Source organism: Nocardiopsis sp. NPDC055879 (genome assembly GCF_053615935.1).
In genome coordinates this window covers 24926-50945 of record NZ_JBSHCT010000015.1, presented here as the reverse complement: position 1 = coordinate 50945, position 26020 = coordinate 24926, and the positions used below count along the sequence as shown (strand labels likewise).

The window sequence follows — 26020 nt, the reverse complement described above, 5'->3', positions numbered from 1 at the left end:
TAGTGGCCCGGACACGAACACCACCCCCAGGAGGTTCGAGCATGTCCACCCTTCGGGTGACCGCCGAGCGACTCACCATCCTTCCGCACCCCAACGCCGACGCCCTGGAACTGGCCAAGGTCGGCCTGTTCCACGCCGTCGTGCCCAAGGGCGCCTACCGGACCGGTGAGTGGGCGCTCTACATCCCGGAACAGGCCATCCTGCCCGAGGACCTCATCGACGAGCTCGGGCTGGCCGGCCGCCTCGCCGGTTCCAAGGCCGACCGGGTCAAGACCGTGCGGCTGCGCGGTCAGGTCTCCCAGGGCATCGTGTGCCGCCCCACGAGGCTGGCGGGCCGGGACCTGGCCGCCGAACACGAGGCCGGCACCGACTTCGCCGACGACCTCGGGGTCACCAAGTGGGTGCCGGAGGTACCCATCCACATGAGCGGCGACGTGCTGTCCGCGCCGGACCTCCTGCGCTGGATCGAGATCGAGAACGTCAAGCGCCATCCCGACGTCTTCGTGCCGGGGGAACCGGTCGTCGCCACGGAGAAGATCCACGGCACGGCCTGCCTGTACACGCTTGTGGCCGACACCGACGAGGAGTTCGTGTCCTCCAAGGGACAGGGCGGCAGAAGCCTCGCCCTGGTCGACGACGGCGAGAACCTGTACTGGAGGTCGGTGCGCGCCCACGCGGTCGGTGCGGCCGCGCGAGCGCTGGCCCGTCGGTTCGGTGCCCGCCGGGTGGGCGTGTTCGGTGAGGTGTTCGGCGCCGGGGTCCAGGACCTGAAGTACGGCGAGACCGCCCACGGAGACCGGCCCGGGTACGCGGTGTTCGACATCGCCCTGGACCTGGACGGCGAGCGGGTCTGGCTGGACGCCGTGGACCTGCGCGACGTGCTCACCGAGGTGGGCCTGCCGGTGGTACCCGTGCTGTACGAGGGGCCCTACGACGAGAAGGCGCTGTTCGAGGCGGCCGATGGCAAGGAGACCTGGAGCGGGAAGGAGACCAACATCCGTGAGGGTCTGGTGGTCCGACCGGCCCGTGAACGGTTCTCCGAGGTACTGGTGGGACGGACGATCGCCAAGTTCGTCTCCGACGTCTACCTGACCCGCAAGGGCGGTACCGAGTACGAGTGAGGCGGCCGGGGCCGACCGCCTCACCCGTCCACGTTCAGGGACGCTCCTCCCCGGCGGGGGCCGGGGAGGGCTCGGCCTCGGAGGTGGGGGACTCGTCGCGGTGCCGCCGCGACAGCAGGTACCCCGCCCCCAGCGTGATGGCGGACCCGATCGCGGTGTACCAGGTGAAGCCCACCAGCTCCGGCTCGAACAGGAACAGCCAGGCCATCGTCGCCACGGCCACCGCGAAGGCGATGGCGGCGTCGGCCTGCCGGGCCCGCCGAACCCACAGACCAAGGAAGAACGCGCCCAGCAGGCCGCCGTAGGTGATGCTGGCGACGGACAGTCCCAGTTCCACCACCGGGTTGTCGGTGCCGGTGAACATGGCGGCCGCCCCGATGAACACCAGCCCCCAGCCCAGGGTGAACAGACGGCTCATCCGCAGTGCTCTCCCGTCCTCCAAGCGGCGACGGGAGAACTTCTCGTACAGGTCGGCCATGGTCGAGGACGAGAGCGCCGACAACGACGACGACAGGGTGCTCATCGCGGCCGCCATGATCCCGGCCAGGAGCAGCCCCGACAGTCCCGCGGGCAGCCCCTCGGCGATGAACACCGGGAACAGTTCATCGGAGGTGCTCATCCCCAACTGTTCCACGGTGGCGCGCTCGAAGTAGGAGTACAGGGCCAACCCCACGGTGAGGAACAGCGCGAACTGGACGAACACCACCACGCCGCTGACGATCACGGCCTTCTGGGCGTCGCGCAGCGTGCGGCACCCCAGGAGCCGCTGCACGATGAGCTGGTCGGCGCCGTGGGATGCGGTGGAGAGCAGGGCGCCGCCCAGTACCGCGGTGACCGTGGCGTAGGGGGCGGAGATCGGGTTCGAGGTGAAGTCCAGGAACCTGGTCTTGCCCTCCTCCGCCGCGACCGTCAGGAAGTTCACGTCGAGACTGGTCGCGATGACGACCAGGGCCACCACACCACCGACGCAGTACAGGCCCATCTGGAGGACGTCCACCCAGACCACCGCGCGGATGCCGCCCACCAGGGTGTACAGGATGGTCACCACGCCCATGGCCGCGACGATCGTGAAGTAGGAGGCCTCCAGCCCGATCGAGTCCAGGATGATCTTCATCGGGATGGCCGCCGCGAACAGACGCACACCGTCGGCGAGCAGCCGGGTGAACAGGAAGGTGACCGAGGCGGTGGCCTGCATGCCTCGGCCGAAGCGCAGCCCGAGGTAGGCGTAGGCCGTGGTCATCTCACCCCGGTAGTACCGGGGCAGCAGCAGGTAGGCGACCACGATCCGACCGATCAGGTAGCCCACGGCGACCTGGAGGAAGGTGACGTCGCCCAGGTAGGCGACCCCGGGAACGCTGATCACGGTGAGCGCACTGGTCTCGGTGGCCACCACCGAAAGGCACACGGCCCACCAGGGCAGTTCACGGTTGCCGATGAAGTAGTCCTTGACGTCGCGTTGGCGACCGGACAGTTTCAGGCCCAACCAGGCCGAACACAACAGGTAGACGATGATGACGACGATGTCGACGGTCTGCACCGGCGGCTCCTCCGGGCGATCATGGTGCGGGATGGACACGACCGCGGGGGCGTGGCGGTCCGGGTCAGCCCCGGGCGGCCTCGATCCGAAGGCGCGCGGGTGCCTGTGTGACGGGTTCGGGAAGGCGCAGGGGCTCGGCGCCAGGGGTGAAACGACCTGCCACGGTCGAGCGGCGGGCTCCCGTGCAGCCGGTGACCACACAGGGGATCCCGTACCAACTCAGGAAACCGATCAGCGCGAAAAGGTACGCCTCCTTGGCGTCCCCGTCCACCCCGATCGCGTCGCTGAAGGTGAGCCGCGCCGGCTCCAGGTGGGCGGCCAGACGCTCCACCAACACGGGGTTGCGGGTGCCGCCACCGGAGGCGATCACCTCCCGCACCCCGTGCGGGCGCAGGGCGTCGGCGACGGTGGTCGCGGTGACCTCGACCAGCGTGGCGAGCAGGTCCCCGTCCTCGGGGCGGCCCACCTTGTGCAGCGCCTCCTCCAGGTAACCGGGGCCGAACAGCTCCAGCCCGGTGCTCTTGGGCGGGGCCAGCCGGTAGTAGGGCTCGGCGAGCAGGTACCCCGACAGCTCCGGATCGGGGGTCCCGGTCCGGGCGAGCGCGCCGTCGACGTCGAGGTCGCGCTCTCCGTCGCTGATCAGACGCATCGCGGCGTCGAGCAGGGCATTGGCGGGCCCGGTGTCGAAGGCCAAGGGTGGGGCTCCCTCGCGCACCACGGTCACGTTGGCGATGCCGCCCAGGTTGAGCGCCGCCGTGGGCTCGTCTCGGTCACCCAGCAACAGGGTGTCCATGACGGCGGCCAACGGTGCGCCCTGACCGCCCGCGGCCACGTCCGCCGAGCGCAGGTCGGACACCACGGGAAGCCCGGTGGCCTCGGCGATCCAGGCCGGTTGACCCATCTGGAGGGTGCCGTGCACGGTGGAGCCGGTGACCCAGTGGAAGAGTGTCTGCCCGTGGGAGACGACCAGGTCGGCGCGGCCACCGCAGAAGGTCCGTATGGCCTCCGACGCCGCCTCGCCGAACTCCTGGCCGATGCGGGCGTCGATCTGGCACACCGTCTCCAGCGTGGTGTTCGCCGGTGGCAGCGCCGCGCGGATCTGCCACCGCAGCGCGGTCGAGTAGGGGCGGGTGAGGTGGCCCAACGGGGTCAGCCGGACCAGGTCGCCGTCCAGTTCGAGCCGGGCGGCGGCGGCGTCGATGCCGTCGGCCGAGGTACCGGAGGACACGCCGATGACGATCATGGTGCTCCTGCTTCGGGGAGATAGGGGGTGTTCGGTGCCGCTCGCGGCCCCGACGCCGGCCCGGACCGTTCGGAGAACTCACCGTGTGCCACCGATATACCGTCCGTCGCGGGTGCGTCAACCTTTTTCGGGACTCGGCCGACGAACGGTGTGCGGACGTCCCGCGAGTCGATCGGTACGTCGTCCGATGGCGGCGGGATGACCAGGCTCACAGCAGCGGTTCGCGATCCGAATTGCATGTTCATTCATAAGGGTGCATGCTTATATTCATGTCCAAGGTACTCACTTCCCTCCCCGCCGGCGAGCGCGTCGGAATCGCCTTCTCCGGAGGCCTCGACACCTCTGTCGCGGTCGCGTGGATGCGCGAGAAGGGTGCCGTCCCGTGCACCTACACCGCTCACATCGGCCAGTACGACGAGCCCGACATCGAGTCGGTGCCCGGCCGCGCCACCGCCTACGGGGCGGAGATCACCCGCCTGGTCGACGGCCGTGACGCCCTGGTCGAGGAGGGTCTGGCCGCCTTGGCCTGCGGCGCCTTCCACATCCGTTCGGGTGGTCGCCCCTACTTCAACACCACGCCCCTGGGCCGCGCCGTCACCGGCACCCTGCTGGTCCGCGCGATGCTTGAGGACGGCGTGCAGATCTGGGGCGACGGCTCCACCTACAAGGGCAACGACATCGAGCGGTTCTACCGCTACGGCCTGCTCGCCAACCCGTCCCTGCGCATCTACAAGCCGTGGCTGGACGCCGACTTCGTCAACGAGCTCGGTGGCCGCAAGGAGATGTCGGAGTGGCTGGTCGAGCGCGACCTGCCCTACCGGGACAGCACCGAGAAGGCCTACTCCACCGACGCCAACATCTGGGGCGCCACCCACGAGGCCAAGTCGCTGGAGCACCTCGACACCGGCATCGAGATCGTCGACCCCATCATGGGCGTCCGTTTCTGGGACCCCGAGGTCGAGATCGCCCCCGAGGACGTCACCATCACCTTCGACAAGGGGCGCCCGGTCGCCATCAACGGCAAGTCCTTCGACTCCGCCGTCGACCTGGTCCTGGAGGCCAACGCCATCGGTGGCCGCCACGGTCTGGGCATGTCCGACCAGATCGAGAACCGCATCATCGAGGCCAAGAGTCGCGGTATCTACGAGGCTCCCGGCATGGCGCTGCTGCACGCCGCCTACGAGCGTCTCGTCAACGCCATCCACAACGAGGACACCATCGCCGCCTACCACAACGATGGTCGCCGCCTGGGTCGCCTCATGTACGAGGGCCGCTGGCTGGAGCCGCAGGCCCTGATGATCCGCGAGTCCCTCCAGCGCTGGGTCGGTACGGCCGTCACCGGCGAGGTCACCCTGCGGCTGCGTCGCGGTGAGGACTACTCGATCATGGACACCACCGGCCCGGCGTTCAGCTACCACCCGGACAAGCTGTCCATGGAGCGCACCGAGGACTCCGCGTTCGGCCCCGGCGACCGCATCGGCCAGCTGACCATGCGCAACCTCGACATCGCCGACTCTCGCGCCAAGCTGGAGGACTACTCCAGGCTCGGCATGGTCGGCAGTGAGCACCCGACGACGATCGGCGCCGCCCAGGCGGCCTCGACCGGCCTCATCGGCTCGATGCCCGAGGGCGGCGCGGAGGCCATCGCCTCGCGCGGTGCGGTCGACGAGGACGAGTGGCTCGACCACGCGGCCATGGAGTCCGGTACCGACTAGGTCTCCCCCTTGCCCGAACACGGTCGGCCGCCCCGAAGACGACGGGGCGGCCGACCGTTGTCCGGTGGGGTCGGCGGGATTCCCGAGGCAAGATGGAAACATCCCATAACTTGACTGACTCCAGAAAACGCTGCACACTGGGAGTATGCCAACCCCTTCGGATTTCGAGCACATGCTGCGCGAGTCCGCTCTGCGGGTGACGGGCCCTCGGATAGCTGTGCTCTCCGCCGTGCACGACAACCCGCACGCGGACACGGAGTCGATCATCGACGTCGTGCGAGGAAGACTCGGTACGGTCTCCAACCAGGCGGTCTACGACGTTCTCAAAGCCCTGACCTCCTCTGGCCTGGTGCGACGCATCCAGCCCCAAGGCACGGTCTCGCGTTACGAGACACGAGTCGGGGACAATCACCACCACGTCGTGTGTCGCTCGTGCGGCGCCATCGCCGACGTCGAGTGCGCCGTCGGCCACGCACCCTGCCTCACCGCCTCCGGCGGCCACGGTTTCGCCATCGACGAGGCCGAGGTCGTCTACTGGGGCGTGTGCGGCGAGTGCTCCTCGACAGAGGTTTCCTGAGCGTTCCCGCCGGTCGGGCGGATGTCGCCCAGGTGGGCCGAGCACAGGTCCGGTTCGACGCCACCTAACGTCCGGTGGTGGTCGCCGGAGCCCGGGAGGCGGCCCGGCGGGCGATCACCGCGCAGACGAACAGTTGGATCAGGTGGAAGATCATCAACGGCAGCACGTACATCCCCACCTGTTCCGACGGGAACAGCAGGATGGCCATGGGAAGCCCGCTCACCTGACTCTTCTTCGAGCCGCAGAACATCAGGACGATCCGGTCTGCCCGTTCCATCCGCAGCACGTGGCCCAGTCCGGTGAACAGGGCGAGCACGATCGCCAGGAGCACACACGAGACCAGGACGACCATGAGCAGCTGCGTGGGTGGAACGACCTGCCACAACCCCTGAGTCACACCGACGCTGAACGCCGCGTACACCACCAACAGCACCGACCCCTGGTCGACCACCGACACCGCGCGAGAGTGCTCCTTCAACCACGGCCCGATCCGTCGGTGTAGCAGCTGACCGGCGACGAAGGGCACCACGAGCTGCCCGAAGATCCCGAGCAACGACTCCGGGGTGATCTCCACCGCCGACCCCAAAAGGAACGCGGCCAGCAGCGGGGTCAACACCACTCCGAGCACGTTGGAGATCGACGCCGAACTCACCGCCAACGCCACGTTGCCACGGGCGATCGAGGTGAACGCGATGGAGGACTGCACGGTCGACGGTAGGACGCACAGGAACAGGAAACCCGTGGCCATCACCGGGTTCAGCACCGAGGACGGCAACGCCGCGATCCCCAGGCCGAGCAGAGGGAAGACCAGGAACGTGCAGGCCAGCACGAGCAACTGGAAGCCCCAACGGGAGAACCCTTGCCGGGTCTGCGCGGGAGAGAGCTTGGCCCCGTGCAGGAAGAACAGCAGGCAGATCGCCACGACCGTGATGTGGTCCAAGGCATCCGCCGCCACACCACGCGCCGGCGCGAACGTCGCCACCACGGGCAACAGCAGCAACAGCAGCAGGAACGGGTCGATGGCGCGGCGCAGACGGGAGAGCATGTTTCCACTCTCCCGGCCGAATGGTCATTCGGAAACAGGGATACCGTACTGACTGTATTCAGCTAACGTGATGACCATGCGCGACGAACTCGACCTGGTGCGGGTACGCACCTTCGTCACGGTGGCCGGACAGCTCAGTTTCTCCGGGGCGGCACGGCGACTCGGCCTGAGCCAGTCCGCGGTGAGCCAACACGTACGGCGCCTGGAGACCACGCTCGGGCGGACGCTGCTGGAGCGCGACACCCACGCCGTGCGCCTGACGGCGGCCGGAGAGGCCTTCCTGGGATACGCTCAACGCATCCTCGACCTGAGCGACGAGGCGATCGGCGCCGTGGTCTCCTCCGAGCCGCGCGGACGCGTGCGGTTCGGTGTCTCCGAGGACTTCGCCCTGACCCGCCTACCGGACTTCCTGCGCCGCTTCCGCGCGCTCCACCCGTACGTCGACCTGGAGTTCACCGTCGAGCTCAGCGTGACGTTGCACCGCCGACTGCGGGCCGGGGAACTCGACGCCGTACTCGCCATGCGCCTGAACGCCACCACGGGTGTGGACGCCTTTCGGCCACGAATCCTGTTCCACGACCCGTTGGTGTGGGTCTCGGCCCCCGACGTCCGCATCGACGAGGACGAGCCGGTCCCGTTGGTGCTCTACCCCAGACCCAGCCTGACCCGCGACGCCGCGCTGGACACCCTGATGTCCGCCGGACGCGCACATCGGGTGACCTGCACTTCGGGGAGCCTGAGCGGACTCCGCGCCGCGGCCCTCGCCGGCATCGGCGTCATGCCGTTCGCGCGCTCCCTCATCCCGGACGGGTTGGTCCACCGAGACCACGGACTGCCCGATCTACCCGAGACGGCCTTCGTACTGATGACCCGAGGCACCACGTTCCCTCCAGCCGTGCGGGCTCTCGTCGAAGCACTCCAGGACGACCACCGCGTACTGCGGGGCGATGGGGAAGGGGCCGCGCTCAGGGGCGGGGACCTCCAGTGACCTCCTCCGCCAGCGTGACGGCGTCGCCCTCCTCGACCGGCCGTAGAGAGCCGACCAGCGCGCGCAGCTCCGTCAGGTCGGCGCCCTCCCATGATTCGATCTCGACGAAGACACCCGGCAGCCATTCCAGCCGTACGAGGAGATCGAGGTGGCCCGAGTGGCTCTCCTTCTCCTCGACGAGCATGACGGTGTGCCCGGCCTCCTCGACCTCTTCACAGACGTGGCGATCGATGGCCGACCACTCCTCGGATTCCAACAGGGCGGCCCGGTCCGGGTACTCGGAGACCGTCAGCACCACCTTGTCGAACGCTTCCCGTTCGTCCTGGACGACCAAGGCCCAGTCCATCGCGATTCGCAGGACGACCACCACGACGACGATCGCACCGGCCCACCGAAACCCCCGATCGTCGCTCAACACGAACGTGATCGGTACGGCGAAGGCGAGGAACGCGGTGGTGACGAAGGCCGGGATGACCGGGTCGGGCTCGGGAGGGGGATCCTCTTAGACGGCGCCGATCCCGACGAACATCGCGGTGAGCCCGGGAACCAACAAGAGCAGGAACATGTACGACACTCCACCGATGAGTAGGGCGGCGATCGGACTACACCCGAAGGGCGGGCTGGAATCGTCGAGTGAGCCGGTGGAGGCGGGGGAGCCCACGGTGCGGTGACCTCTCCTGCGGAGACGCGGGGTGAGTGGGTGGCCGCACCTTGGGACGCGCGGACCGACCCGTCGGGTTCCGCTTCATCCCAACGACCAACGAAGGGCCGGCCCGAGAGTTCGGGCCGGCCCTTGTACGTCTGCGCGGGGTATGGGGTAAGTGGTTCGGGGCGTGGGGTCAGCGTTTGCCCGCACGCAGGTCGCGCACGGTTCCACGGATGCTGTCCTTGAAGTTCGAGGTGCGCCGGATGGCCTTTCCCTTGAACTGTTCGAAACGGCCACGGGAGCGCATCCGGGAGTTCCCCGTCGCCCGCCCGGCCAGTTCCCTGACCCTGCCGCGTACCTGGGTGGCATTACCCCTGAGTTTCTCCGACCGGCTCATGAGCCCTCCTCCTGAAGGATCGGTGGCGTCGCTTGCCTGTCTCACTCGGGTACCTGCCACTTCTGTGGGATTTCATGCGGACATGCCCTGGAGAAATCGACGTGGCATGGAGCACACTCACGCCTCGTTCGTGGACCAAGCCATTGGCATGATCGGAGGATCGAAATGGAACCCAAGCGCCTGAACTGCGCGGTTATCCGATAGAGGAACAATGGGTTGTTCGGGGATTTCCTCGAAGGGCCGGAGAGATCTCCGGCTTGGAGGAATGGGCATCGGGGCTTTGGTGGTGGGGGTGTTGGGTGTTGCTCGGGTGGTTGGTCGGGCCCCTGCCCGAGGCGCCCCACGCACTGACCTTTCACCCACAACCTCGCCCTGAACTTCTGCTTGTCGCGATCTTCTTTCGCTCTTCCTCCTCCTCACCCCCTCCCCACCTCCGCCCCCTCCGCGCCACCCCCGAGCTCCGCGTTTCCCGAGGCTTCCCGCTGATTTCACCGCTTCCACATCGCTCGATGAGCTCGCCGTGTTCACGAGCGCGGAGAATGCGAGGTCCAGCGGTTCACGTGCGATCGAGCCTGTCGGCTGCGTCGATGCGGGTGACATGTTTGGATGGTTCTTTGGGCGGGCTCGGGGATGACTCCATGAACGGGGGTGTTCTACCGACCTTCGGTGGTCGCCCGCTCCGCCGCGACGTCGTAGTGATTCAGGGGGGAACGGTGCGCGTCATCCTGGTCGTGCTCGGTGTGTTCGCGATGTTCGCACTGGCCCTCTGGGCGCTGCTTTGGTGGCCGCTCAGCCTCGTCGAGTGGTGCTTCGTGACCCTCGCCGGTGTGGGGCTGGTGTGGGTCACCGCCGGGCTCATCTGGGAACGCCCCCGAAGACACTGAGCTTCGCAGGCGGACACTGGGCCTCCGAGGTTGTTTCAGGGTGTCTAGAGGAGTCCGGTGAGAAGTGGGTGCCGGTCTGCGGTGGTGGCGGTGGTCAAGTAGGACGTGTTGGTGTGGGCCGTGTCCCCTGAGGAGTGTCGGCGGCGCAGTTCGGTGCGGGCGAACAGGGTCACCAGCCCGTTGAGAAGTCCGATGGTCTCCAAGCGGGCCGATCGGGACAACGACGTCGGTTCCAGTACCTGCAGGGCCCGCACCAGGTAGTCCATGCGCCGGGGACCCACGGTGGGTTCCGCGGGGCATGTCGAGCATCCAAGGGTGGCGCAGGTACACCTGTTTCTGGCGCCCGGCGAGCGTCGCCAAGTCCTCGACAGGGTCTCCGCTCGACTGGACGTCCAGGTCGATCTCGCCACTGACGGCGTCGGCCACGACATCCCCGGGCCGGTGAGGCACGGGGTCGCCGCGGAGATACGTGCTCTGGCCGATCACGCGCCGGGCCCGGTCGGGCCACGGTGACGGCTCATGTCTCCTCCCGGTGAATCTCCTCCCGGCGAAAGAGGAACAGCCCGTACCCGGCTTCGGAATCCACCCACTGGGCCCGCGGGGTGAAACCGTGAGCCCCCACTTCGTCGGCCAACCCCCGTTCATCGAATTTCACCGAGTAGCCGACGTTGACGAACCGCCCGCGCGGCAGGTCCAGCGTGATCCCGAGTCCTGGCACGTGCACCGTCCGATCGGCCCGCGCGCGCAGGCGCCCCTCCACGGTGGAGGTCTCCGGGTTGTACCAAGCCTCCGGGACGAAGTCGTCGAGCACGAAGTCGGCGCCGTAGCGTTCGTTGAGCCGGGTGAGGTAGTTGAGTCGGAAGTCGGCGAAGGCCGAGTGTCCGGGTGGATCGTTGTAACAGGTCTCCAGGGCCTCCCCGCCCTTGTCCAGGTCGACGGAGACGAGGAAGCTCTCACCCGGCCTCAGACAGCGCGCGATCTCTCCGGTCAGCCCATCACGTTCCTCCCGTGTGGCGTTACCGAAGCTGCTTCCGAGGAAGACGACCGAGAGCGGTTCACCGGAGCGGGTGCGCAACCATTTCAGCCCTGCCTCGTAACGCCCCCACAGACCGGTGACCGCCAAGCCGTCCAACTCCGAGCGCAACGTCGCGGCGCTGGAACGCAGCATGCCCTCGTCGACGTCGATCGGCAGATAGGTGGTCGGGCGCAGGCGTACGCGGTTCTCCAACAGCAATCGCGTCTTCTTCGCGCTGCCACTGCCCAGTTCCGCGATCCGCCCGCAGCCGAGTGCCGCGGCGATCTCCTGTGCGTGGTGCTCCAGAAGGCCGCGTTCGACCCGGGTCAGGTAGTAGGTGGGCAGCTCGGTGATCTGTTCGAAGAACCGGGAGCCGACCGCGTCGTAGCCGAGCCAGGGCGGCAACCGAGGCGGTGTCCCCCGCAGGGCGTCGCGCACGACGGTGTCCTCCGGCACGGCGTCGCCAGGGTCTGGGAGCCGGACGACGCCGGTCCGCGTCTCCGATGGTTCGGCGAACGTCATGGGGTCTTCACTCCCGCCTCGGGGCGGAAACTCGACTCACCACGGCGCCAACGCTGGAACAGGTACTCCTCCAGCCGGCCGGCCAGGAACAGACTGCTACGGATCCCGAAGACGACGTCGGCGGTCAGTTCGGGCTCCGCCTGGAGCAGTGGCGTGATCACCTCACGACGGATGAGCTGCTCATGCACCGCGTCGGCCTCCACGTGTTCGGCGTAGAAGCGGATGGCCGCCGGACCGCAGCCCAGCTTCCGCATGGCCTTGACCAGACGGTCCGAGCCGGGGGACGAGGTGAGTTCGACGGTGGCGAACTGCCCGATCAGCGCCGCGCGCAATCCACGGTGCAGCCCGCACAAGGACATGAAGTTGACCTCGGCCAGCATCGCGGGGGGAGCAGAGTCGACGTAGGCGCCGTAGACGTCGGAGAGACCGAGTTCGGCCATCATGTCGGCGAAGAGCTTCGAGTGCGTCCGCTCGGGGTCGCCGGCGCCGTACTCGTCGTGCTGCACCGTCACCAAGGCGGCTTTGGGCGGACCGTCCAGGCGCGGGACGACGAAGGTCTGCGGGTCGGCCTCCTTCAAGTGGTAGAGCGAACGGTGAGCGATGTACTCCCGCAGCTGCCACAATTCCCCGCGCCGGCGTAGATAGTGGGAGATGCCGAACGCGTCGAGGTTCTCCACGAGGAGTCCGTTGAGCTCGTCGTCGATGTCCGTGCCGGTGGGCACGTCGTGCCTGAGCGCGTTGAGGAAAGCCCCCTCCAACTCGGCGCGGACCGCCAACAACGCGGGATCCCATTCACGGTCGTCGTCGACTCCGTCGAAACCACGGTAGTGAAGTTCGTAGCAGCAGTAGAGCGCCAGTTGAAGGTCGTCTCCATAGGGCGCGGAACCTTCCACCGCGGGAACTTCGTTCGGGTTTCCACGTAGTGCGGACAGAACCCCCTCCGAGATGGGGCCGCGAGGGGCCGGAAGCGTCGGCGCCCTCGACCTCGTCGTGGTCATGATGTGTTCTCCTTCCCCTCTTCGTCACGTACACGTCGACGGTGGCTGGTGTCGCAGAACGGGCGGCGTCCACTGCGGCCGCACGCGCACAACGCGGTGACCGCTCGGTCGCTGAGCACACGTGTTCCATCCGACATCTCCACGTCGACCGGGCCGTAGACGAGGATCGGACCCTCGTCGGTGACGATGACCCGGCGACGGGACTCAGCCATGGCACGCCTCGATGACCACGAGTTCCTCCTCCGTCTGGTCGGGGCCGAGCAACCCTCGGGTACGCAGTTCCGGGACGCGCGTTCGTAACACCGGCCCGAACGGGATGCGGGCTCGTGCCAGAACCTCCGTCACCAGCCCGGCCTCCGCGAGCCGGTCCAAGGTGGCCTGTTCGTCGGAGAGGGTGGACTGCACGAGGAGGAGCGCGCCGTCCTCGCTGAGCACCGAGGACACCCCCGAACAGATGCGGTTCAGCAGGACCCGACCGTCCGGTCCCGCGTCCCAGCACCTCGCGGCCCGGTGCCGGGACGGCATCGGACCGACACCGGGTACGTAGGGCGGATTGGCGAGCACGAGGTCGAAGCGACGCGCGGCCACGGGGGCGAACAGGTCGCCGCGCCGGACCGTCGCCGAGATCCCGTGGATACGGCTGTTGAGCCAGCTCGCCACGACCGAGCGTAGGGACAGGTCGATCGCGGTGAGGCTGGTCGCCCCGGCGCGGAAGGCCTCGATGCCGAGGGCACCGGTGCCCGATCCGACATCGAGAACCGAACGGCCGGAGAGCCGGCCGCGCCGACGCAATACGTGACGTAGTAACGAGGTGTCCTCTTGCGCTCGGTAGACACCAGGAGGTCTCACCAACAACATGGCTGTACCACTACCCGACCGGGAACCGGACAATCGTTCCCTTGGGGCGCCTCACCGAGCTCGGTCTCCTTCAGAGACGGTCGACCAGGATCCGTCCATCGGTGGTGTGCTGTCCGGCCAGGCCACCGCCGTAATTGGCTTCGACCCGCGAACGTTCGGCGTCGTTGGGCGAGGAGACGGTGCAGTCCACGCCACCGGTGGAGCCCGACATCAGCGAGGAACAGGGGCCGGGCTTGGCGTCGGGCAGGCCCAGGCTGTGGCCGAGCTCGTGCGCGGCGATGCGCACGGCGTCGTAGCCTTCGGCGGTGCCCTGGCGGCCCATCCAGACGGTGACCTGCCCGCCCGGACGCACCGGGCCCAGGTGGGCGCGGGGCCAGTCGTCGTCGGCGATGATCAGGATCTCCGAGTGCTGTCCGTCGGAGGCGGGTTCCAGGCGCACGTTGTCGACGCTGGAGTTCCACACGTCCACGGCCGATGAGACGGCGGAGGTGTACTCCGCGGCCTGGCTGTCGTCGTAGTACAGGACGGTCTCGTTCGCGGCCATGGCCGGCGCGGTGCCCACCAGCATCAGTGTCAGCGCGCTCAGTGCGAACAGCGGGGAAGTGAGGATACGTCTCAGCACGGGGGTCTCCCTGGGGTGAAGGCGCCGATGTCGTCGGTGACCCTGTGGGGTCGGGGTGATGCTATGCGTAGCGTCGTATCGCCACAAGGAGTGCAGAGCCATCGATATCCGCCGGCGCCGAACGACTCCTGCCCCTGCGATCGGTGCTGCGCCACGCCACTGCCGAACAGGTCCGTCAGGTCGGCCTGCCCACCGAGTGGATGCGCGCCGCGTCGAAAACGGGTCACTCCACCGGCCTCCTCGACCACCGCGACGGTGGTGAACACCAAGAAAAAGTGACCGTCCTGACATCGAATGAGGCTCGGGTGAGGGGGTCTCGGGGGGAGGTGGGGGAGGGGGAGGGAGGCACCGCGGGCCCGGCTTCCGCTGTGGGGCGGGCGATGCGGGGCGGATGTGCCGCGCATGCGATCCGGCCGAAAGGTTGCTCCGGCTCGGTGTTTTCTTTCTTACCTGGTCAGAGCGGCTACAGGCCTGGTCAAAGTGCTTGACCGTCACATAAGTTGCACTCATGAATTTTATCGAACTGATACCGAAGAGTGTGTTTACCGCAACCACGGGCCTGGTCCTGACCGGCGGGATCCTCCTTGGGGGCCCGAGCATCGCCTCCGCCGAGGACAACAAGGACTCCGACAACCCTGAGAAGGGATGCGTGGCGCTGAGCTCCGAGGAGAGCGGCGAGGAGTACACCGAGGACGACAAGGCGGCCGCCGAAGAGCTCAACGACAAGTTGAACGACGACATGGCCGGCAGCATGGACGGACACCGTGCCTCCTGTGCCCGTGCGGTCGTGGAGACCGCGAAGGAACGCGGACTCGACGAGCAGGCGGCCGCCATCGCGATGTCGACGGTCATCGTCGAGACCCACCTGGACAACCTCACCGGCGGCGACCGCGACAGCGTCGGCCTCTACCAGCAGCGTGACCACTACGGTTCCTCGGACGACCGCCTCGACCCGGCCACGGCCACCGACGCCTTCTTCGACGAGCTGGAGGTCGTCTACCCGGACAACAGCTGGGAAGAGGCACCCCTTGGTGACGTCGCCCAGGACGTCCAGCGCTCGGCCTACCCCGACCGTTACGGGCACCAGGTCGAGGACGCCAAGATCCTCGTGGACCACTTCTGGTGATGGAACACCCAGCGGTCCCATGCCCGGTGAGCGGAGACGTCGGGGCGGGTCGACCGGTTCGGTCGAACAGGTGACCCACCCGACCCCGCCGAGAACGAGGGCACTCAGCCGGATCGCGTGAAGCAACGGGGGATGAAGGTCGTCCCCCCTTTCTCTTGGGGCGGAGTCGGTATCGATCATCCGATAAGCCCCCGACACACCCTTGACGGGTTCTGACAACTGCTTCCACCTGCGGCGACGCAGGTGGTTGACTTTTCCCGGTGCCGGCCACCCGAGCGCGATCACCAGCGCCTATCCGCCGCAGCGCCTTCGTCATGAACCCGTAAGGAGACCCATGTCCCTCGTGCGTGCCTACACGGCCACCTCGCCGAACGCGTCGCTGACGCCGGGCACCATCGAGCGCCGAGAAGTCGGCCCCCGGGACCTCCTCATCGACATCGCCTACGCCGGTGTCTGTCACACCGACATCCACGTGGCCCGAGGCGACTGGGGCGAGGTTCCCTACCCGCTGACCGTCGGGCACGAGATCGTCGGCACCGTCGCCGCGGTCGGGCCCCAGGTCACGCGACACCGGATCGGCGATCGAGTCGGAGTGGGCTGCATGGTCGACTCCTGCCGAGAGTGCGCCGACTGCCGGGCCGGTCAAGAGCAGTACTGCCGGCTCGGATGCACCGACACCTATGCGGGCCTCGACCGCGACGGCTCGATGACCCAGGGCGGCTATTCGGAGCGCATCGTGGTCGATGAGCACTTCGTGCTGCGCGTCCCCGACTCCATCCCGTTCGAGAGGGCCGCGCCGCTACTGTGCGCGGGGATCACCACCTACTCACCACTGCGCAAGTGGAACGCCGGCCCCGGCACGAAGGTCGCCGTGGTGGGCCTGGGCGGTCTGGGGCACATGGCGGTCAAGATCGCCCACGCTCTCGGAGCAGAGGTGTCGGTGCTCTCCCAGAACCTGAAGAAGTGGGAGGACGGCCTGAGGTTCGGCGCCGCCCACTACCACACCACCGACGACCCGGCCGTCTTCGAGCTGTTGGCCGGCACCTTCGACCTCGTCATCAACACGGCCGGCGCCTCCATCGACCTGAACGCCCACCTGAACCTGCTGGCGGTGGACGGCACACTCGTGAACTTGGGCGTCCCGTCCGAACCGGCATCGGTGAACGTGTTCGGTCTCATCCTCAACCGGCGTTCCCTCTCCGGGTCCAAGACCGGCGGGATCGCCCAGACCCAGGAGATGCTGGACTTCTGCGCCGAACACGGCATCGTCCCAGAGGCCGAGGTCATCTCCGTCGAGCAGGTCAACGAGGCCTGGGAGCGCGTCCTGGCCTCGGACGTGCGCTACCGGTTCGTCATCGACGTCGCCACCCTGCGCCGAGACCGACCACAGGATGCCAGGCCCGGGGTCCTTCGGTGATCTCCTCCGCCAAGGCGACGCCGTCACCTTCCCCCACCGGACGCAGCGGGCCCACCGAGAGGAGTCCACGGTGAGGCTCCCCCTCACGGAACGGCGCTGTGCGGCGGTGCGGTGCCGTGGAGCTCGGCCGCTGAGCGGACGAGTGAGGCGACCGCCGGTGAGCGGCTGTTCGGCGGCCACGCGATCACCGTGGTGACGTTCGGCGCGTCGATGACCGGCACAGCGACGTGATCGGGCCACTGCCAGGCACGGCTGGAGGCGGGGATGACGAGTAGCGTCCTGCCGAGCGCCACGAGCTGAGCGAGCTGTGACTGGGTGCGCACCTGCGGACCGGGCCCCTCCGGGTAGGACCCGTCGAGCCGGGGCCATCGAGCGATCGGTAGATCCGGTACATCGCTGACCTCCGCCAAGGTGAGCCGATCGTGTGAGGCGAGCGGGTGCCCCGAGGGAAGGAGCGCGACCTGGCCCTCGACCAAGAGATCCTCGGTGTCGAACCCCGCGAGATCGTCGAAGGGCCGGTGCATGAGTGCCACGTCGGCGCGCCCGTCGCGGAGCAGCCCGGCCTGCTCACCGACCTCACAAAGGAAGACCTCCACCGGTGCCGCGCCGGGTTCGCTCGCGATCGCGTCGAGGAGCCGCCGCAAGAGCGTATGAGACGCCCCTGCCTTCGTCACGAGCACGAGCGGCCGCTTCGAGTCCCCGGCACGCCGTGTCCGACGCCCGGCCGCGGTGATCCTCACCCACGAGTCGATCGATAACGGTGTCCGTGCCGGTCAACTCGGCTGCACCTCCGCGGCGACGAGCAGGACCGCACCTCTCTCAAGAGGTACGGTCCTGCTGATCAGCCGAGTCCTGCCGCTCACAGTGCTTCCCCATGCTCTGTGCCGCGGGCTCTGTCAAGAACTACGGCCACCCGTCGCCAAAGGATGGCGAACAGCACCAAAATGATGCGTCAGCGGAAAACCGCCTCCGTTGGTTCGGGGAGGATGAGCTCCTGCCACTGAGCGACTCCCTTGGAACGGATATTCGCGCGGGGACCGAATCGGATCCAGGCCAGCTCCCTCGCCCGGCGCCGGTCGAGTGCGAGCACACTGCGCGCGCCCGGCGCGAACGCCGCCGGCCGGTGCCGGGTGGCGGCGCGCAGCCGGCGCCAGCGCCGCGAATGCGCCCGATGGCTGCGCTCGGTCACCCGCCGCCCTCGGGTGTTCTGCCCCTCCCGGGCCTCCTGCGGAGTGGCGTCGATCATCAACACGTGCATCTCGTATCGGCGGAGTCGGCAAAGCAGGGCGAGCAGCACGCGGACCGGGCTTCGAGTCCCGCACTCGTGCACCACCACCGGGCCGCCACGCAACGCCGCGGCCATCCGGGCCAGGTGTAGTACGTGCACCACCCAGCGCCACAGTGGGTAGGGGACCCGACCGAGCAATGCTCCCAGGTGGTATCGCGACTGTAGCGAGTCGATCACCCGCACACCCTCCGCGGTGAGCACGGTCCGGCCCTCGTTTCCGCGGAGTCCGAACAGCCGCCGCAGCAGGGTGCTCTTCCCGGCCCCGGGTACCCCGGCGACCAGGACCAGCGACCGCCGGGGGTAGACCGCGCCGCGCACTGTCGCGTCATTCGCCGTGGGGACATACCGAGCCGGCCCTTGGAACATCTTCGGTAGCTCCTCAAAGCCGACCTTCGTGTCGGTGAGGCGCGGCCCCACCGTGGCCGCTTCACCAATGTCATGACGCTACCGGGCAACGACGATTCCGAGAAACGCAGGAGACACCAGAGGTGCGCAAGCGTCTGGGGGCGGGGACCGATGTACGCGAGGAAGCCCTCTGGGCGGTGTGTCCCAAGGCGTGGATTCAGGCGCGTCTCGGCTCAGCGCCCGGCCCGGCGCTCTCCACCCCCGTTCATTCCAAGCCCAGGATCCGCAGCGCCGCTTCGCTCCGCCGCTGGGGCTTTGCCGCGTGCCTGCCGTCGGAGCCCGGACACGGACGCCGTAGCCGCCGACGTCCGTCGGGCACTCGCCGAACGCGGCGCGCGCCTGGGCTGACCACGGCACCCGTCCCTTCCCTCCCAAGGCGGGCCCCTTCCCGGCTCTCCACCTCACTGGAGTGAACTGCTCCCCGGCACTCGACACCCGGCGTCCGCCTGTGTCCGGAGGTGACCCGTCAGACCTTCAGGTAGCGGCGCAGGGTGAGGAACGAGGTCACGGTGCACAGGAGCACACCGAGGACCATCGAGACGCCGATGACGGACAGCAGCGATGCCGTGCCCAAGGCCACGTCGAACTGGAACCACTCCTCGATCTGGGTGAGCAGCGTGAACCTGGTGGTCACGATGAATCCGGACGCGATCACACCACCGATGAAACCGGCGATGGCTCCTTCGAGGAGGAAGGGCAGCTGGATGTAGAAGTTCGACGCGCCGACCAGACGCATGATGCCGGTCTCCCGACGACGGCTGTAGGCCGACAGCCGGATGGTGTTGCCGATCAGCAGTGCGGCGGCGGCCAACTGCACGCCCGCGACCACCAGGGCGGCCCACTTGAGACCGTCGAGCAGACCGAAGAACTGTTCGAGAACGTCTTGGCCGTTGGAGACGGAGTCGACGCCGTCGGCCCCGTCCACGGCCGCGCGCACCGCGTCGTAGTGGTTCGGGTCGGTGAGCTGTACCCGGTAGTTGTCCGGGATGTCACCCTCCTCCGTGGCGTCCGCGAGCGCCTCGTTGGAGGAACCGACGCCCTCCTGGAAGTCGGCCCAGGCCTCGGCCGCGGTCAGGTAGCGGAAGTCCTCGACCTCCGATAGCGACCTGAGCCGGTCTTCGAGGGCTTCACGGTCGCCCTCGCCCGCGGCGCCGTTCTCTTGACAGGTCGAGGTCGGCGAGATGTCGTTGCACATGTAGATGGTCAGCGTGATCCGCTGGTCCCAGTAGTCGCGCATCTCGGCGACCTGTTGGTTGACCAGTAGACCGGCGCCGAACAAGGCGAGGGAGATGGCCACCGTCGTGATGACGGCGATGGTCATCGTCAGGTTGCGACGCAGGCCGATCCATGTCTCGGAGAGAACGAATTGTGCTCGCATGATCTGTTAAAGGTCCATCCTTCGGGGCTTCGCCATGCCGGTGGTCTCGGGGTCGCCGATCGACCGCCTGGCGACGAACAAGTCAGATGTCGGTACGCCTGGCCGTAGACGCCACTCATCTGGTCGCGCACTACCAAGCCCTCCTCAAGCTCGATCACACGCTTGCGCGTGGAGTCGACGATGGCGGCGTCGTGCGTCGCCATGACGACGGTCGTTCCCGTGCGGTTGATGCGGTCCGGCACTGTTCCGTGCCGGGTGTCATGGCGGCATTGAAGCGTGTTGGGATCGCCTCCCCTCGATCGATGGGACGGCTCTCGGCCACCTGTGGGTGGGCCGGCGGGTGGTGGTGTCTCCGGTCTGCGGGGTGCTGAGGGCGACCGGGTGGGCCGAGCCGCCCGACACACACGGGAACCATGCCGCACCCATGACTATGCACTCGGAGTATACATAGAGTGTATAGTCGGCCTCATGTCACTCGGACAAACACTCCTGGGCCTGTTGGAAACCCGGCCCCAGCACGGATACGACCTCAAGCGAGCCTACGACGAGCGCTTCGCCACCAAGCGCCCGCTCGCCTACGGGCAGGTGTACGCCACCCTGTCCCGGCTCCTGAAGAACGGGCTGGTGGAGGTGGACTCGGTGGAGCCCGGCGCGGGCCCCGAGCGCAAGCGCTACACCGTGACCGACGCCGGGATCACCGACGTCGAGAAGTGGCTCTCCAGCCCGGAGAGCCCCGAGCCCTACCTACAGAGCATCCTGCACACCAAGGTCGTGCTCGCCCTGCTCACCGGCCGCCCGGCCGACGACATCCTCGACGTCCAGCGCGCCGAGCACCTGCGCCAGATGCGCGTGCTCACCCGCCGCAAGGCCGACGGGGACCTCTCCGACCAGCTCATCTGCGACCACGCCCTGTTCCACCTCGAAGCCGACCTGCGCTGGCTGGAACTGACCGCCGCCCGGCTGAACGACCTCGCCGGGGAGGTCCGGAGCCGATGACCCACTCCGCCCCCCGAACCACACCGGCCCCGGAGAGCGCCGGCACCCCGGAGGAGACCGTGGAACCGCTGCTCGTCGGCTCGGGACTGCGCAAGTCCTTCGGCCTCACCCAGGCTCTGGAGGACGCCTCCCTGAGCCTGTACCCCGGTGAGATCGTGGCCGTCATGGGCCCGTCCGGCTCCGGAAAATCCACCCTGCTGCACTGCCTGGCCGGGATCGTGCGGCCCGACGGCGGCCGTGTCGGCTACGGCGAGATCGACCTCACCGAGGTTTCCGATTCCCGGCTCAGCGACCTGCGCCGCACCGAGTTCGGCTTCCTCTTCCAGTTCGGCCAACTCGTCCCCGAACTCTCCTGTGTGGAGAACGTCGCGCTGCCCCTGCGGTTGGGCGGGGAGTCCCGTCGCCTGGCCGAACGCACCGCCGTCGACTGGCTGGAGCGGCTGGACGTGGCCGAGGTCGCCCGGAAGACCCCGGGTGAGTGCTCGGGTGGCCAGGGCCAGCGGGTCGCGGTGGCCCGGGCCCTGATCACCCGCCCCCGGGTGGTGTTCGCGGACGAACCGACCGGTGCCCTCGACTCCCTCAACGGGGAGCGGGTGATCCGGCTGCTCACCGACGCCGCGAGGGAGAGCGGGGCCGCCGTGGTGCTGGTGACGCACGAGCCCCGGGTGGCCGCCTACGCCGACCGTGAGGTCATAGTCCGGGACGGCCGCACCCGTGACGTCGGAGGGCTCGGATGAGCCTTCGCGAAAACACCCCCGAGAAGGTCTGGCAGGAGCGAGGCCGCCTGTCCTTGCTCAAGGACCTCTGGCTGGGCGCCCGGCTCTCCCTGCGAGGTGGCGGGGAAGTCGTACTGCGGACCGTACTGACGGCGATAGGGGTGGGCGTGGCCACCGCCGCCCTGCTTCTGGCCGCTGCCCTGCCGACCGTCATGGCCCACCTGAACGAACGGCACGCGGACCGCTTCGACTACCAGGTAGCGGAGTACCCGGCACCCCCAGCGGGCGAGGACACCCTGCTGTTCAGCCTCGCCGACAGCGACTACGAGGGAAACCCGATCCACGGACGGATCGTCCGGGCCGAGGGGTCCGATCCTCCCCTCCCTCCGGGGGTGGACGATCTCCCCGGACCCGGGGAGATCGTGCTCTCCCCGGCCATGGCCGAGCTCCTCGATGACCCGGAGAACGAGGTACTCCAGCGCAGGTTCGACCACACCGTCGTTGGAGAGATCGGCCCCGAGGGCCTGATGGGACCGCACGAACTGGCCTTCTACCTCGGTGACGGGGAACTGACCCTGGACACCGCCGGGAACCGGATCACCGGCTACGGCGGGGAGCCGAGCCCCGGCGGGCACGAACCCATCATCATGCTGCTCGGCGCGGTGGGAGTGGTCGTCATGCTCACCCCCGTGGTGGTCTTCCTCGGCGCGGCGGTGCGCTTCGGCGGCGAGCAGCGTGACAGGCGCCTTTCGGCGCTGCGACTGATGGGCGCCGACCGCGGGACCACACGGCGTATCGCTGCCGGTGAGACCCTCCCCGGGGTCGCGCTCGGCCTGGCTCTCGGAGTGGGGTTCTTCCTCGCAGGGCGCCCGATCGTGGAGTCGGTGCCGATCTCGTCCGGGTTGTACACCGCCGACGTGACACCGCACCCGGCGCTCGGCCCCTTGGTGTTCGTCGCGGTACCGATCCTGGCCCTGTGGGTGGTGCTCGGCTCCCTGCGCGGTGTGGTGGTCGACCCGTTGGGCGCCGTACGTCGGGCCGAGCGGCCGCGTCCCAGACTGTGGTGGCGACTGCTCCTGTTCGTGCTGGGAATCTCCCTCATCGTTTTGAGCATGCGTCTTAGCCCCTCCGGAGGCCAGTGGGTCCCGATGGTGTCGGTCGGGCTCCTGGCCGCCCTGTTCGGCACGACGGCCGTGCTGCCCTGGTTGGTCGACCGGTTCTTCGGTCGTGCCTCGGGCGGTCCCCTCTCCCTTCAATTGGCCCTGCGCCGTCTGGGAGCGGCGGGCGGTGGGCCCACCCGCGCGGTCAACGGGATCGTGGTGACCGTGGCGGGCGCCATCGCTTTGCAGAGCCTGTTCGCGAACGCCTGGGACGATTCCACGGTGGAGCTCGCGGAGACCATCGAGGAGGTGTACGCGGCTCAGGAGTTCGGTGCGTCCGGGTTCCAGCTCCAGACCGACCTGCGGTCGGTCCCGGTCGGGAGCGACCCCACCGGTGCCGTGGCGGAGGTGCGGGGGGTGGAGGAGGTCCTGGCCTACAGCGGGGTGAACGGCGTCACCGACGACGGCTCCGAGGTCCGCGTCCTCGTCGCCGAGTGCCCCTCCCTGCGGCTGATGGCCGACCTGCCCGAGTGCTCCCCAGGGGACGCCTTCAGCGGGGTACCGGGGCTGGAACCCGGTGGGACGCTCATGGTCGGGGGCGGCGACGAGGTGAACGCGGCCCCCTGGACCGTGCCCGAGTTCACCGAGTTCGACGGACCCCTGGTCGAGCACCCCTGGTACGGGTCGGGGCACACGGCGAAGGACGCCGTGCTCGCCACTCCGGAGGCGGCCACACTGCCCGAGGGGATCGCGGTACCGGGCTCGCTCTGGATGCGGGTCGACCCGTCCGCTTCCGGAATGGAGGAAGAGCTCAAGGCCGCCGTCGCGGCTCTGGATCCGACGGCCCGGGTGCAGGTCCCGTTCGCCAGCGCGACCCTCCCCACCATGGTCAGGATGCGTGACGCGCTCACCGCCGGAGCCCTCGCCAGCCTCACCGTGATCGCCGCCGGACTGGTGGTGGGCACGGTCGAGCAGATCCGCGAGCGCAGGAGGGTGCACGCGGTGCTTACCGCCTTCGGCACCCGGCGACGCACCCTGGTGGCGTCGGTGCTGTGGCAGACCGTGCTTCCCGTACTCCTGGGCATCGCACTGGCCACGGTGGTCGGGATGGGTCTGGGAGCCCTGATTCAGCGAATGGTGGGGTTCTCCGTGGCCTTCGCCCCAACGGAGATCCTGACCATCATCGGCGCCGGTGCGGGGGTGGCCGTCCTGACCACCCTGCTGGCCTTGCCCCCGCTCCTGAGGACCATGCGCCCGGAGGGGTTGCGCTGGGAGTGAGTGGCCCGGTGGATCCGCCGTTCCGGGCGGACCTCTGACCCACCGCCTGGGTCCGATCCCTTCCGGCGGGCGGGCCGGTGCCGGCCCTGACGAGTCGGTGCGTGAAAGCGGGTGAAGTTTCACTGCGGAGCCGTGGCATGCTCTGGTCGTGACGATCAAGGTCAATCGTGCGGCCCTGGCCCGCCCTCGGGCAACGGCCGTCGAGGACCACCGGGATCGGGGTGGTTCGAGGAAGCGGGCCGCCGGGGCGGGTGCGAGGCGGCGGAGGCCGGGGAGACCACCGTGCTGCTACGCGGTGCGGCGGCTCAGTCTGAGGTGAGCGACCTGGCCCCGTTGCGGTAGCCGGTTCAGGGGAGCACACCAGGAGCCCCCACAAGGCCTTCAAACACAGACGATGCTGAAGGCGCACCCCACCTGGCCTGGAAATCCCTCGCGTCGAGGGGGTGTGGACCATCGGATCAAAGGTCCGATGCCCCGGTCAGTCCAAAGACATGTCAACCCGCCACTTCTGAGAAGTCCCTTCGCTGCCTCTTGCACGAGGAGGCTTGGGGCTGAGCACTGGAGTCTGGTCGTGTAGCAGCTCAGTGCGAAGTCGGGGCGCTTTTCGTCTACCCCCGAAACATGAGTCCAGGAGAGGTCGGCGCCCTCAGCGCCATCAGTGGTTCCGTCTTCGGCCCCGAACCGAGACCTCGTTGTGAACAGCGCCGGCACGGACTTGACCCCGACGCGACGTCATAGTTTGAGCTTGTCCCGTGAAACGGATCATCTTCTTCTACCTGACTTCCTTCGGCACCTCGTTGTTGGGCAACTCGATCACCGCGATCGCTCTGCCCCTAGTGGTGCTGTTCACCACCGGCAGTCCATTGAGCGCGGGTGTCGTGGCGATCGCCGCCGCGGTGCCCGCGGCCCTCGCGGGACTGCTCATGGGCTCGCTCGTCGACCGGATCAACCGTCGCACTGCCGCCATCCTCTCCGACGTCATCTCGGCGGTGGCGCTGCTGATCTTGCCGATCGTTGATCTCACGAGCGGGCTGAGCCTGGGCTGGTTCGTCGCCGTGGCCATTCTGAACTCGTTCGGAGACGTACCGGGCATCACCGCACGGGAGGCGATGCTGCCAGCGATCGCAAAGGCCGCCGCGATGGACCCCTCGCGACTCATCGGACTGCGGGAGTCGTTGGCCGGGGTCTCACTGCTGCTCGGCCCGGCCATCGCAGGGATCCTGGTCTCCGCTTTCGAGCCGGTCACAGTGCTATGGATCACCTCCGGCCTGGCAGCGGCGGCGGCCCTGCTCACGGTCGCCGTCCCCAAGCGCGCGACTGTGCTATCCCGTGATCACACGGAGCCCTCCACCACACAGCCCGCGAGGTCCATGTTCCACGGCTTGGGGGTCATCGTCCGGTCACCATTGCTGCGCGGACTGGTCCTGCTGGGAATGGCCCTGGCCATCGTGCTGGCCGCGACGCAGGGCATGGTGATCCCGGTCCACTTCGCTTTCCAAGACGAGCCCCGGTTCGTCGGATTCGTGCTCAGCGCACTCGCGGCCGGCTTGTTGGTCGGCGGCGGATGCTTCGCGGCTTTCGGCCATCGAATCCCGCACCGCGTTTGGTTCATCACCGGTCTCGTCCTCGTCGCGGTGGGCTTCTCCATCATCGGCATCCTCGGCCCGGTGTGGTCGATCTTCGCCGGGGCGGCGATCGTCGGCCTCGGTGGCGGCTCGATGAACGCCGTGATCGGACTCGCGTTCATCGAGAACGTCGACGACTCCCAACGCGGCACAGTACTGGGCGCGCAGAACGCCATCATGACATTGGTCCCCGCAGGGGGCATCGGTATTGCCGCCCTGCTCATCGAGGTCAGCGGACTGCCCCTGGCGACGACCGCTCTCGCGACGCTGTGGATTCTCGCGGCCCTCGGCGCACTGCTGACCCCGCGCCTTCGCCGCTTGGGTCAGGGCAGGGACTGACGCACCGTGGAACTCATGATCTGCGGCGGGCGGTCACTCGGACTTCTTTCCGAGGCGTACCCGAGCGCACGCCCGTTTCCATAGTGAGCGCACTTTCCTCACTGACACAGGCCTGCCTGGCCATGGCCCGTGATGACAACGGGAAGCAGAAGGGAGCGATTGGCTTCACCATCACGGTCAAATG

General features: G+C 68.2%; 27 protein-coding genes and 1 pseudogene. 12 read left to right on the top strand and 16 right to left on the bottom strand.

Annotated features, from left to right (window positions below; translation table 11 throughout):
• The first annotated feature begins 41 nt into the window (after positions 1-41).
• Positions 42-1121, top strand: coding sequence for an RNA ligase (ATP) (locus ACWGKS_RS18895; protein WP_358508343.1), 1080 nt, complete (start codon positions 42-44; stop codon positions 1119-1121).
• A gap of 34 nt (positions 1122-1155) precedes the next feature.
• Here ACWGKS_RS18895 and ACWGKS_RS18890 read toward each other — a convergent pair whose 3' ends face one another.
• On the bottom strand, positions 1156-2658 hold the full coding sequence (locus ACWGKS_RS18890) for a sodium:solute symporter (protein ID WP_452523369.1): 1503 nt from the start codon (positions 2656-2658) through the stop codon (positions 1156-1158).
• 64 nt (positions 2659-2722) lie between these two features.
• On the bottom strand, positions 2723-3901 hold the full coding sequence (locus ACWGKS_RS18885; protein WP_452523367.1) for an anhydro-N-acetylmuramic acid kinase: 1179 nt from the start codon (positions 3899-3901) through the stop codon (positions 2723-2725).
• Between the two features lie 269 nt (positions 3902-4170).
• Between ACWGKS_RS18885 and argG the strand changes: the two genes are divergently transcribed.
• The gene (gene argG, locus ACWGKS_RS18880) at positions 4171-5616 is read left to right on the top strand and encodes an argininosuccinate synthase (RefSeq protein WP_358508337.1); all 1446 of its coding nucleotides are present in this window, start codon (positions 4171-4173) and stop codon (positions 5614-5616) included.
• Between the two features lie 145 nt (positions 5617-5761).
• Complete coding sequence (locus ACWGKS_RS18875; RefSeq protein WP_358508335.1) at positions 5762-6193, top strand: Fur family transcriptional regulator; 432 nt, start codon at positions 5762-5764, stop codon at positions 6191-6193.
• Positions 6194-6257: 64 nt separating this feature from the next.
• Here the strand turns inward: ACWGKS_RS18875 and ACWGKS_RS18870 are convergent, their stop codons facing one another.
• On the bottom strand, positions 6258-7238 hold the full coding sequence (locus ACWGKS_RS18870) for a bile acid:sodium symporter family protein (protein ID WP_358508333.1): 981 nt from the start codon (positions 7236-7238) through the stop codon (positions 6258-6260).
• Positions 7239-7314: 76 nt separating this feature from the next.
• Between ACWGKS_RS18870 and ACWGKS_RS18865 the strand changes: the two genes are divergently transcribed.
• Positions 7315-8226 carry a LysR family transcriptional regulator gene (locus ACWGKS_RS18865; RefSeq protein WP_358508332.1) on the top strand — a complete coding sequence of 304 codons (912 nt, stop codon included), beginning with the start codon at positions 7315-7317 and terminating at the stop codon, positions 8224-8226.
• Here ACWGKS_RS18865 and ACWGKS_RS18860 read toward each other — a convergent pair.
• From ACWGKS_RS18860 to ACWGKS_RS18850, 3 genes are all read right to left on the bottom strand, one after another.
• On the bottom strand, positions 8204-8641 hold the full coding sequence (locus ACWGKS_RS18860; protein ID WP_358508330.1) for a hypothetical protein: 438 nt from the start codon (positions 8639-8641) through the stop codon (positions 8204-8206). The two genes, ACWGKS_RS18865 and ACWGKS_RS18860, sit on opposite strands and share 23 nt — an antisense overlap.
• Positions 8642-8728: 87 nt before the next feature.
• A complete protein-coding gene (locus ACWGKS_RS18855; RefSeq protein WP_358508328.1) occupies positions 8729-8887 on the bottom strand; it encodes a hypothetical protein in 159 nt (52 codons plus the stop codon).
• Between the two features lie 178 nt (positions 8888-9065).
• A complete protein-coding gene (locus ACWGKS_RS18850; protein ID WP_452523363.1) occupies positions 9066-9269 on the bottom strand; it encodes a CsbD family protein in 204 nt (67 codons plus the stop codon).
• A gap of 638 nt (positions 9270-9907) precedes the next feature.
• On the opposite strand from ACWGKS_RS18850, the gene ACWGKS_RS18845 reads away from it, so the two are divergent.
• Positions 9908-10153, top strand: a complete 246-nt coding sequence (locus ACWGKS_RS18845) for a hypothetical protein (protein ID WP_358508324.1) — start codon at positions 9908-9910, stop codon at positions 10151-10153.
• A 44-nt stretch (positions 10154-10197) separates the two neighbouring features.
• Here the strand turns inward: ACWGKS_RS18845 and ACWGKS_RS18840 are convergent, their stop codons facing one another.
• The gene (locus tag ACWGKS_RS18840) at positions 10198-10434 is read right to left on the bottom strand and encodes a hypothetical protein (RefSeq protein ID WP_358508322.1); all 237 of its coding nucleotides are present in this window, start codon (positions 10432-10434) and stop codon (positions 10198-10200) included.
• Between the two features lie 34 nt (positions 10435-10468).
• Here ACWGKS_RS18840 and ACWGKS_RS18835 point away from each other — a divergent pair, with 34 nt between their 5' ends.
• Positions 10469-10666 (top strand): hypothetical protein, encoded by a 198-nt coding sequence (locus tag ACWGKS_RS18835; RefSeq protein WP_452523360.1) that lies wholly within the window; start codon positions 10469-10471, stop codon positions 10664-10666.
• A gap of 4 nt (positions 10667-10670) precedes the next feature.
• On the opposite strand, the gene ACWGKS_RS18830 is transcribed toward ACWGKS_RS18835, so the two are convergent.
• From ACWGKS_RS18830 to ACWGKS_RS18810, 5 genes are all read right to left on the bottom strand, one after another.
• Positions 10671-11690, bottom strand: a complete 1020-nt coding sequence (locus tag ACWGKS_RS18830) for an L-histidine N(alpha)-methyltransferase (RefSeq protein ID WP_452523358.1) — start codon at positions 11688-11690, stop codon at positions 10671-10673.
• Positions 11687-12688 carry an iron-containing redox enzyme family protein gene (locus tag ACWGKS_RS18825; protein WP_358508318.1) on the bottom strand — a complete coding sequence of 334 codons (1002 nt, stop codon included), beginning with the start codon at positions 12686-12688 and terminating at the stop codon, positions 11687-11689. The genes ACWGKS_RS18830 and ACWGKS_RS18825 overlap by 4 nt, the downstream gene beginning before the upstream one ends.
• The gene (locus tag ACWGKS_RS18820; protein ID WP_358508316.1) at positions 12685-12900 is read right to left on the bottom strand and encodes a CDGSH iron-sulfur domain-containing protein; all 216 of its coding nucleotides are present in this window, start codon (positions 12898-12900) and stop codon (positions 12685-12687) included. The genes ACWGKS_RS18825 and ACWGKS_RS18820 overlap by 4 nt, the downstream gene beginning before the upstream one ends.
• Positions 12893-13537, bottom strand: a complete 645-nt coding sequence (locus tag ACWGKS_RS18815) for a HemK2/MTQ2 family protein methyltransferase (protein ID WP_358508438.1) — start codon at positions 13535-13537, stop codon at positions 12893-12895. The genes ACWGKS_RS18820 and ACWGKS_RS18815 overlap by 8 nt, the downstream gene beginning before the upstream one ends.
• Before the next feature lie 79 nt (positions 13538-13616).
• Positions 13617-14168 carry a snapalysin family zinc-dependent metalloprotease gene (locus tag ACWGKS_RS18810; protein WP_358508314.1) on the bottom strand — a complete coding sequence of 184 codons (552 nt, stop codon included), beginning with the start codon at positions 14166-14168 and terminating at the stop codon, positions 13617-13619.
• 508 nt (positions 14169-14676) lie between these two features.
• Between ACWGKS_RS18810 and ACWGKS_RS18805 the strand changes: the two genes are divergently transcribed.
• A complete protein-coding gene (locus ACWGKS_RS18805; RefSeq protein WP_358508312.1) occupies positions 14677-15294 on the top strand; it encodes a hypothetical protein in 618 nt (205 codons plus the stop codon).
• Positions 15295-15628: 334 nt separating this feature from the next.
• Complete coding sequence (locus ACWGKS_RS18800) at positions 15629-16711, top strand: NAD(P)-dependent alcohol dehydrogenase (RefSeq protein WP_358508310.1); 1083 nt, start codon at positions 15629-15631, stop codon at positions 16709-16711.
• Between the two features lie 83 nt (positions 16712-16794).
• On the opposite strand, the gene ACWGKS_RS18795 is transcribed toward ACWGKS_RS18800, so the two are convergent.
• The 4 genes and pseudogenes from ACWGKS_RS18795 to ACWGKS_RS18780 all read right to left on the bottom strand — a co-directional run.
• Positions 16795-17385: a LysR substrate-binding domain-containing protein gene (locus ACWGKS_RS18795; protein ID WP_452523440.1), complete on the bottom strand. Its 591-nt coding sequence runs from the start codon at positions 17383-17385 to the stop codon at positions 16795-16797.
• Positions 17386-17663: 278 nt separating this feature from the next.
• Positions 17664-18365, bottom strand: coding sequence for an AAA family ATPase (locus tag ACWGKS_RS18790; RefSeq protein WP_358508309.1), 702 nt, complete (start codon positions 18363-18365; stop codon positions 17664-17666).
• A 505-nt stretch (positions 18366-18870) separates the two neighbouring features.
• Complete coding sequence (ftsX, locus tag ACWGKS_RS18785) at positions 18871-19782, bottom strand: permease-like cell division protein FtsX (RefSeq protein ID WP_452523355.1); 912 nt, start codon at positions 19780-19782, stop codon at positions 18871-18873.
• Positions 19783-19874: 92 nt separating this feature from the next.
• Positions 19875-20024, bottom strand: a pseudogene (locus ACWGKS_RS18780) (cell division ATP-binding protein FtsE); the annotation flags it as partial.
• A gap of 226 nt (positions 20025-20250) precedes the next feature.
• On the opposite strand from ACWGKS_RS18780, the gene ACWGKS_RS18775 reads away from it, so the two are divergent.
• From ACWGKS_RS18775 to ACWGKS_RS18760, 4 genes are all read left to right on the top strand, one after another.
• Positions 20251-20778 (top strand): PadR family transcriptional regulator, encoded by a 528-nt coding sequence (locus ACWGKS_RS18775; RefSeq protein ID WP_452523354.1) that lies wholly within the window; start codon positions 20251-20253, stop codon positions 20776-20778.
• Complete coding sequence (locus ACWGKS_RS18770; RefSeq protein WP_358508304.1) at positions 20775-21515, top strand: ABC transporter ATP-binding protein; 741 nt, start codon at positions 20775-20777, stop codon at positions 21513-21515. The genes ACWGKS_RS18775 and ACWGKS_RS18770 overlap by 4 nt, the downstream gene beginning before the upstream one ends.
• Positions 21512-23872, top strand: coding sequence for an FtsX-like permease family protein (locus tag ACWGKS_RS18765; protein WP_452523351.1), 2361 nt, complete (start codon positions 21512-21514; stop codon positions 23870-23872). Before ACWGKS_RS18770 ends, ACWGKS_RS18765 begins: the two co-directional genes overlap by 4 nt.
• Positions 23873-24624: 752 nt before the next feature.
• Entirely contained in the window at positions 24625-25836 is a 1212-nt protein-coding gene (locus ACWGKS_RS18760; protein WP_358508300.1) for an MFS transporter, read from the top strand.
• The last annotated feature ends 184 nt before the right edge of the window (positions 25837-26020 follow it).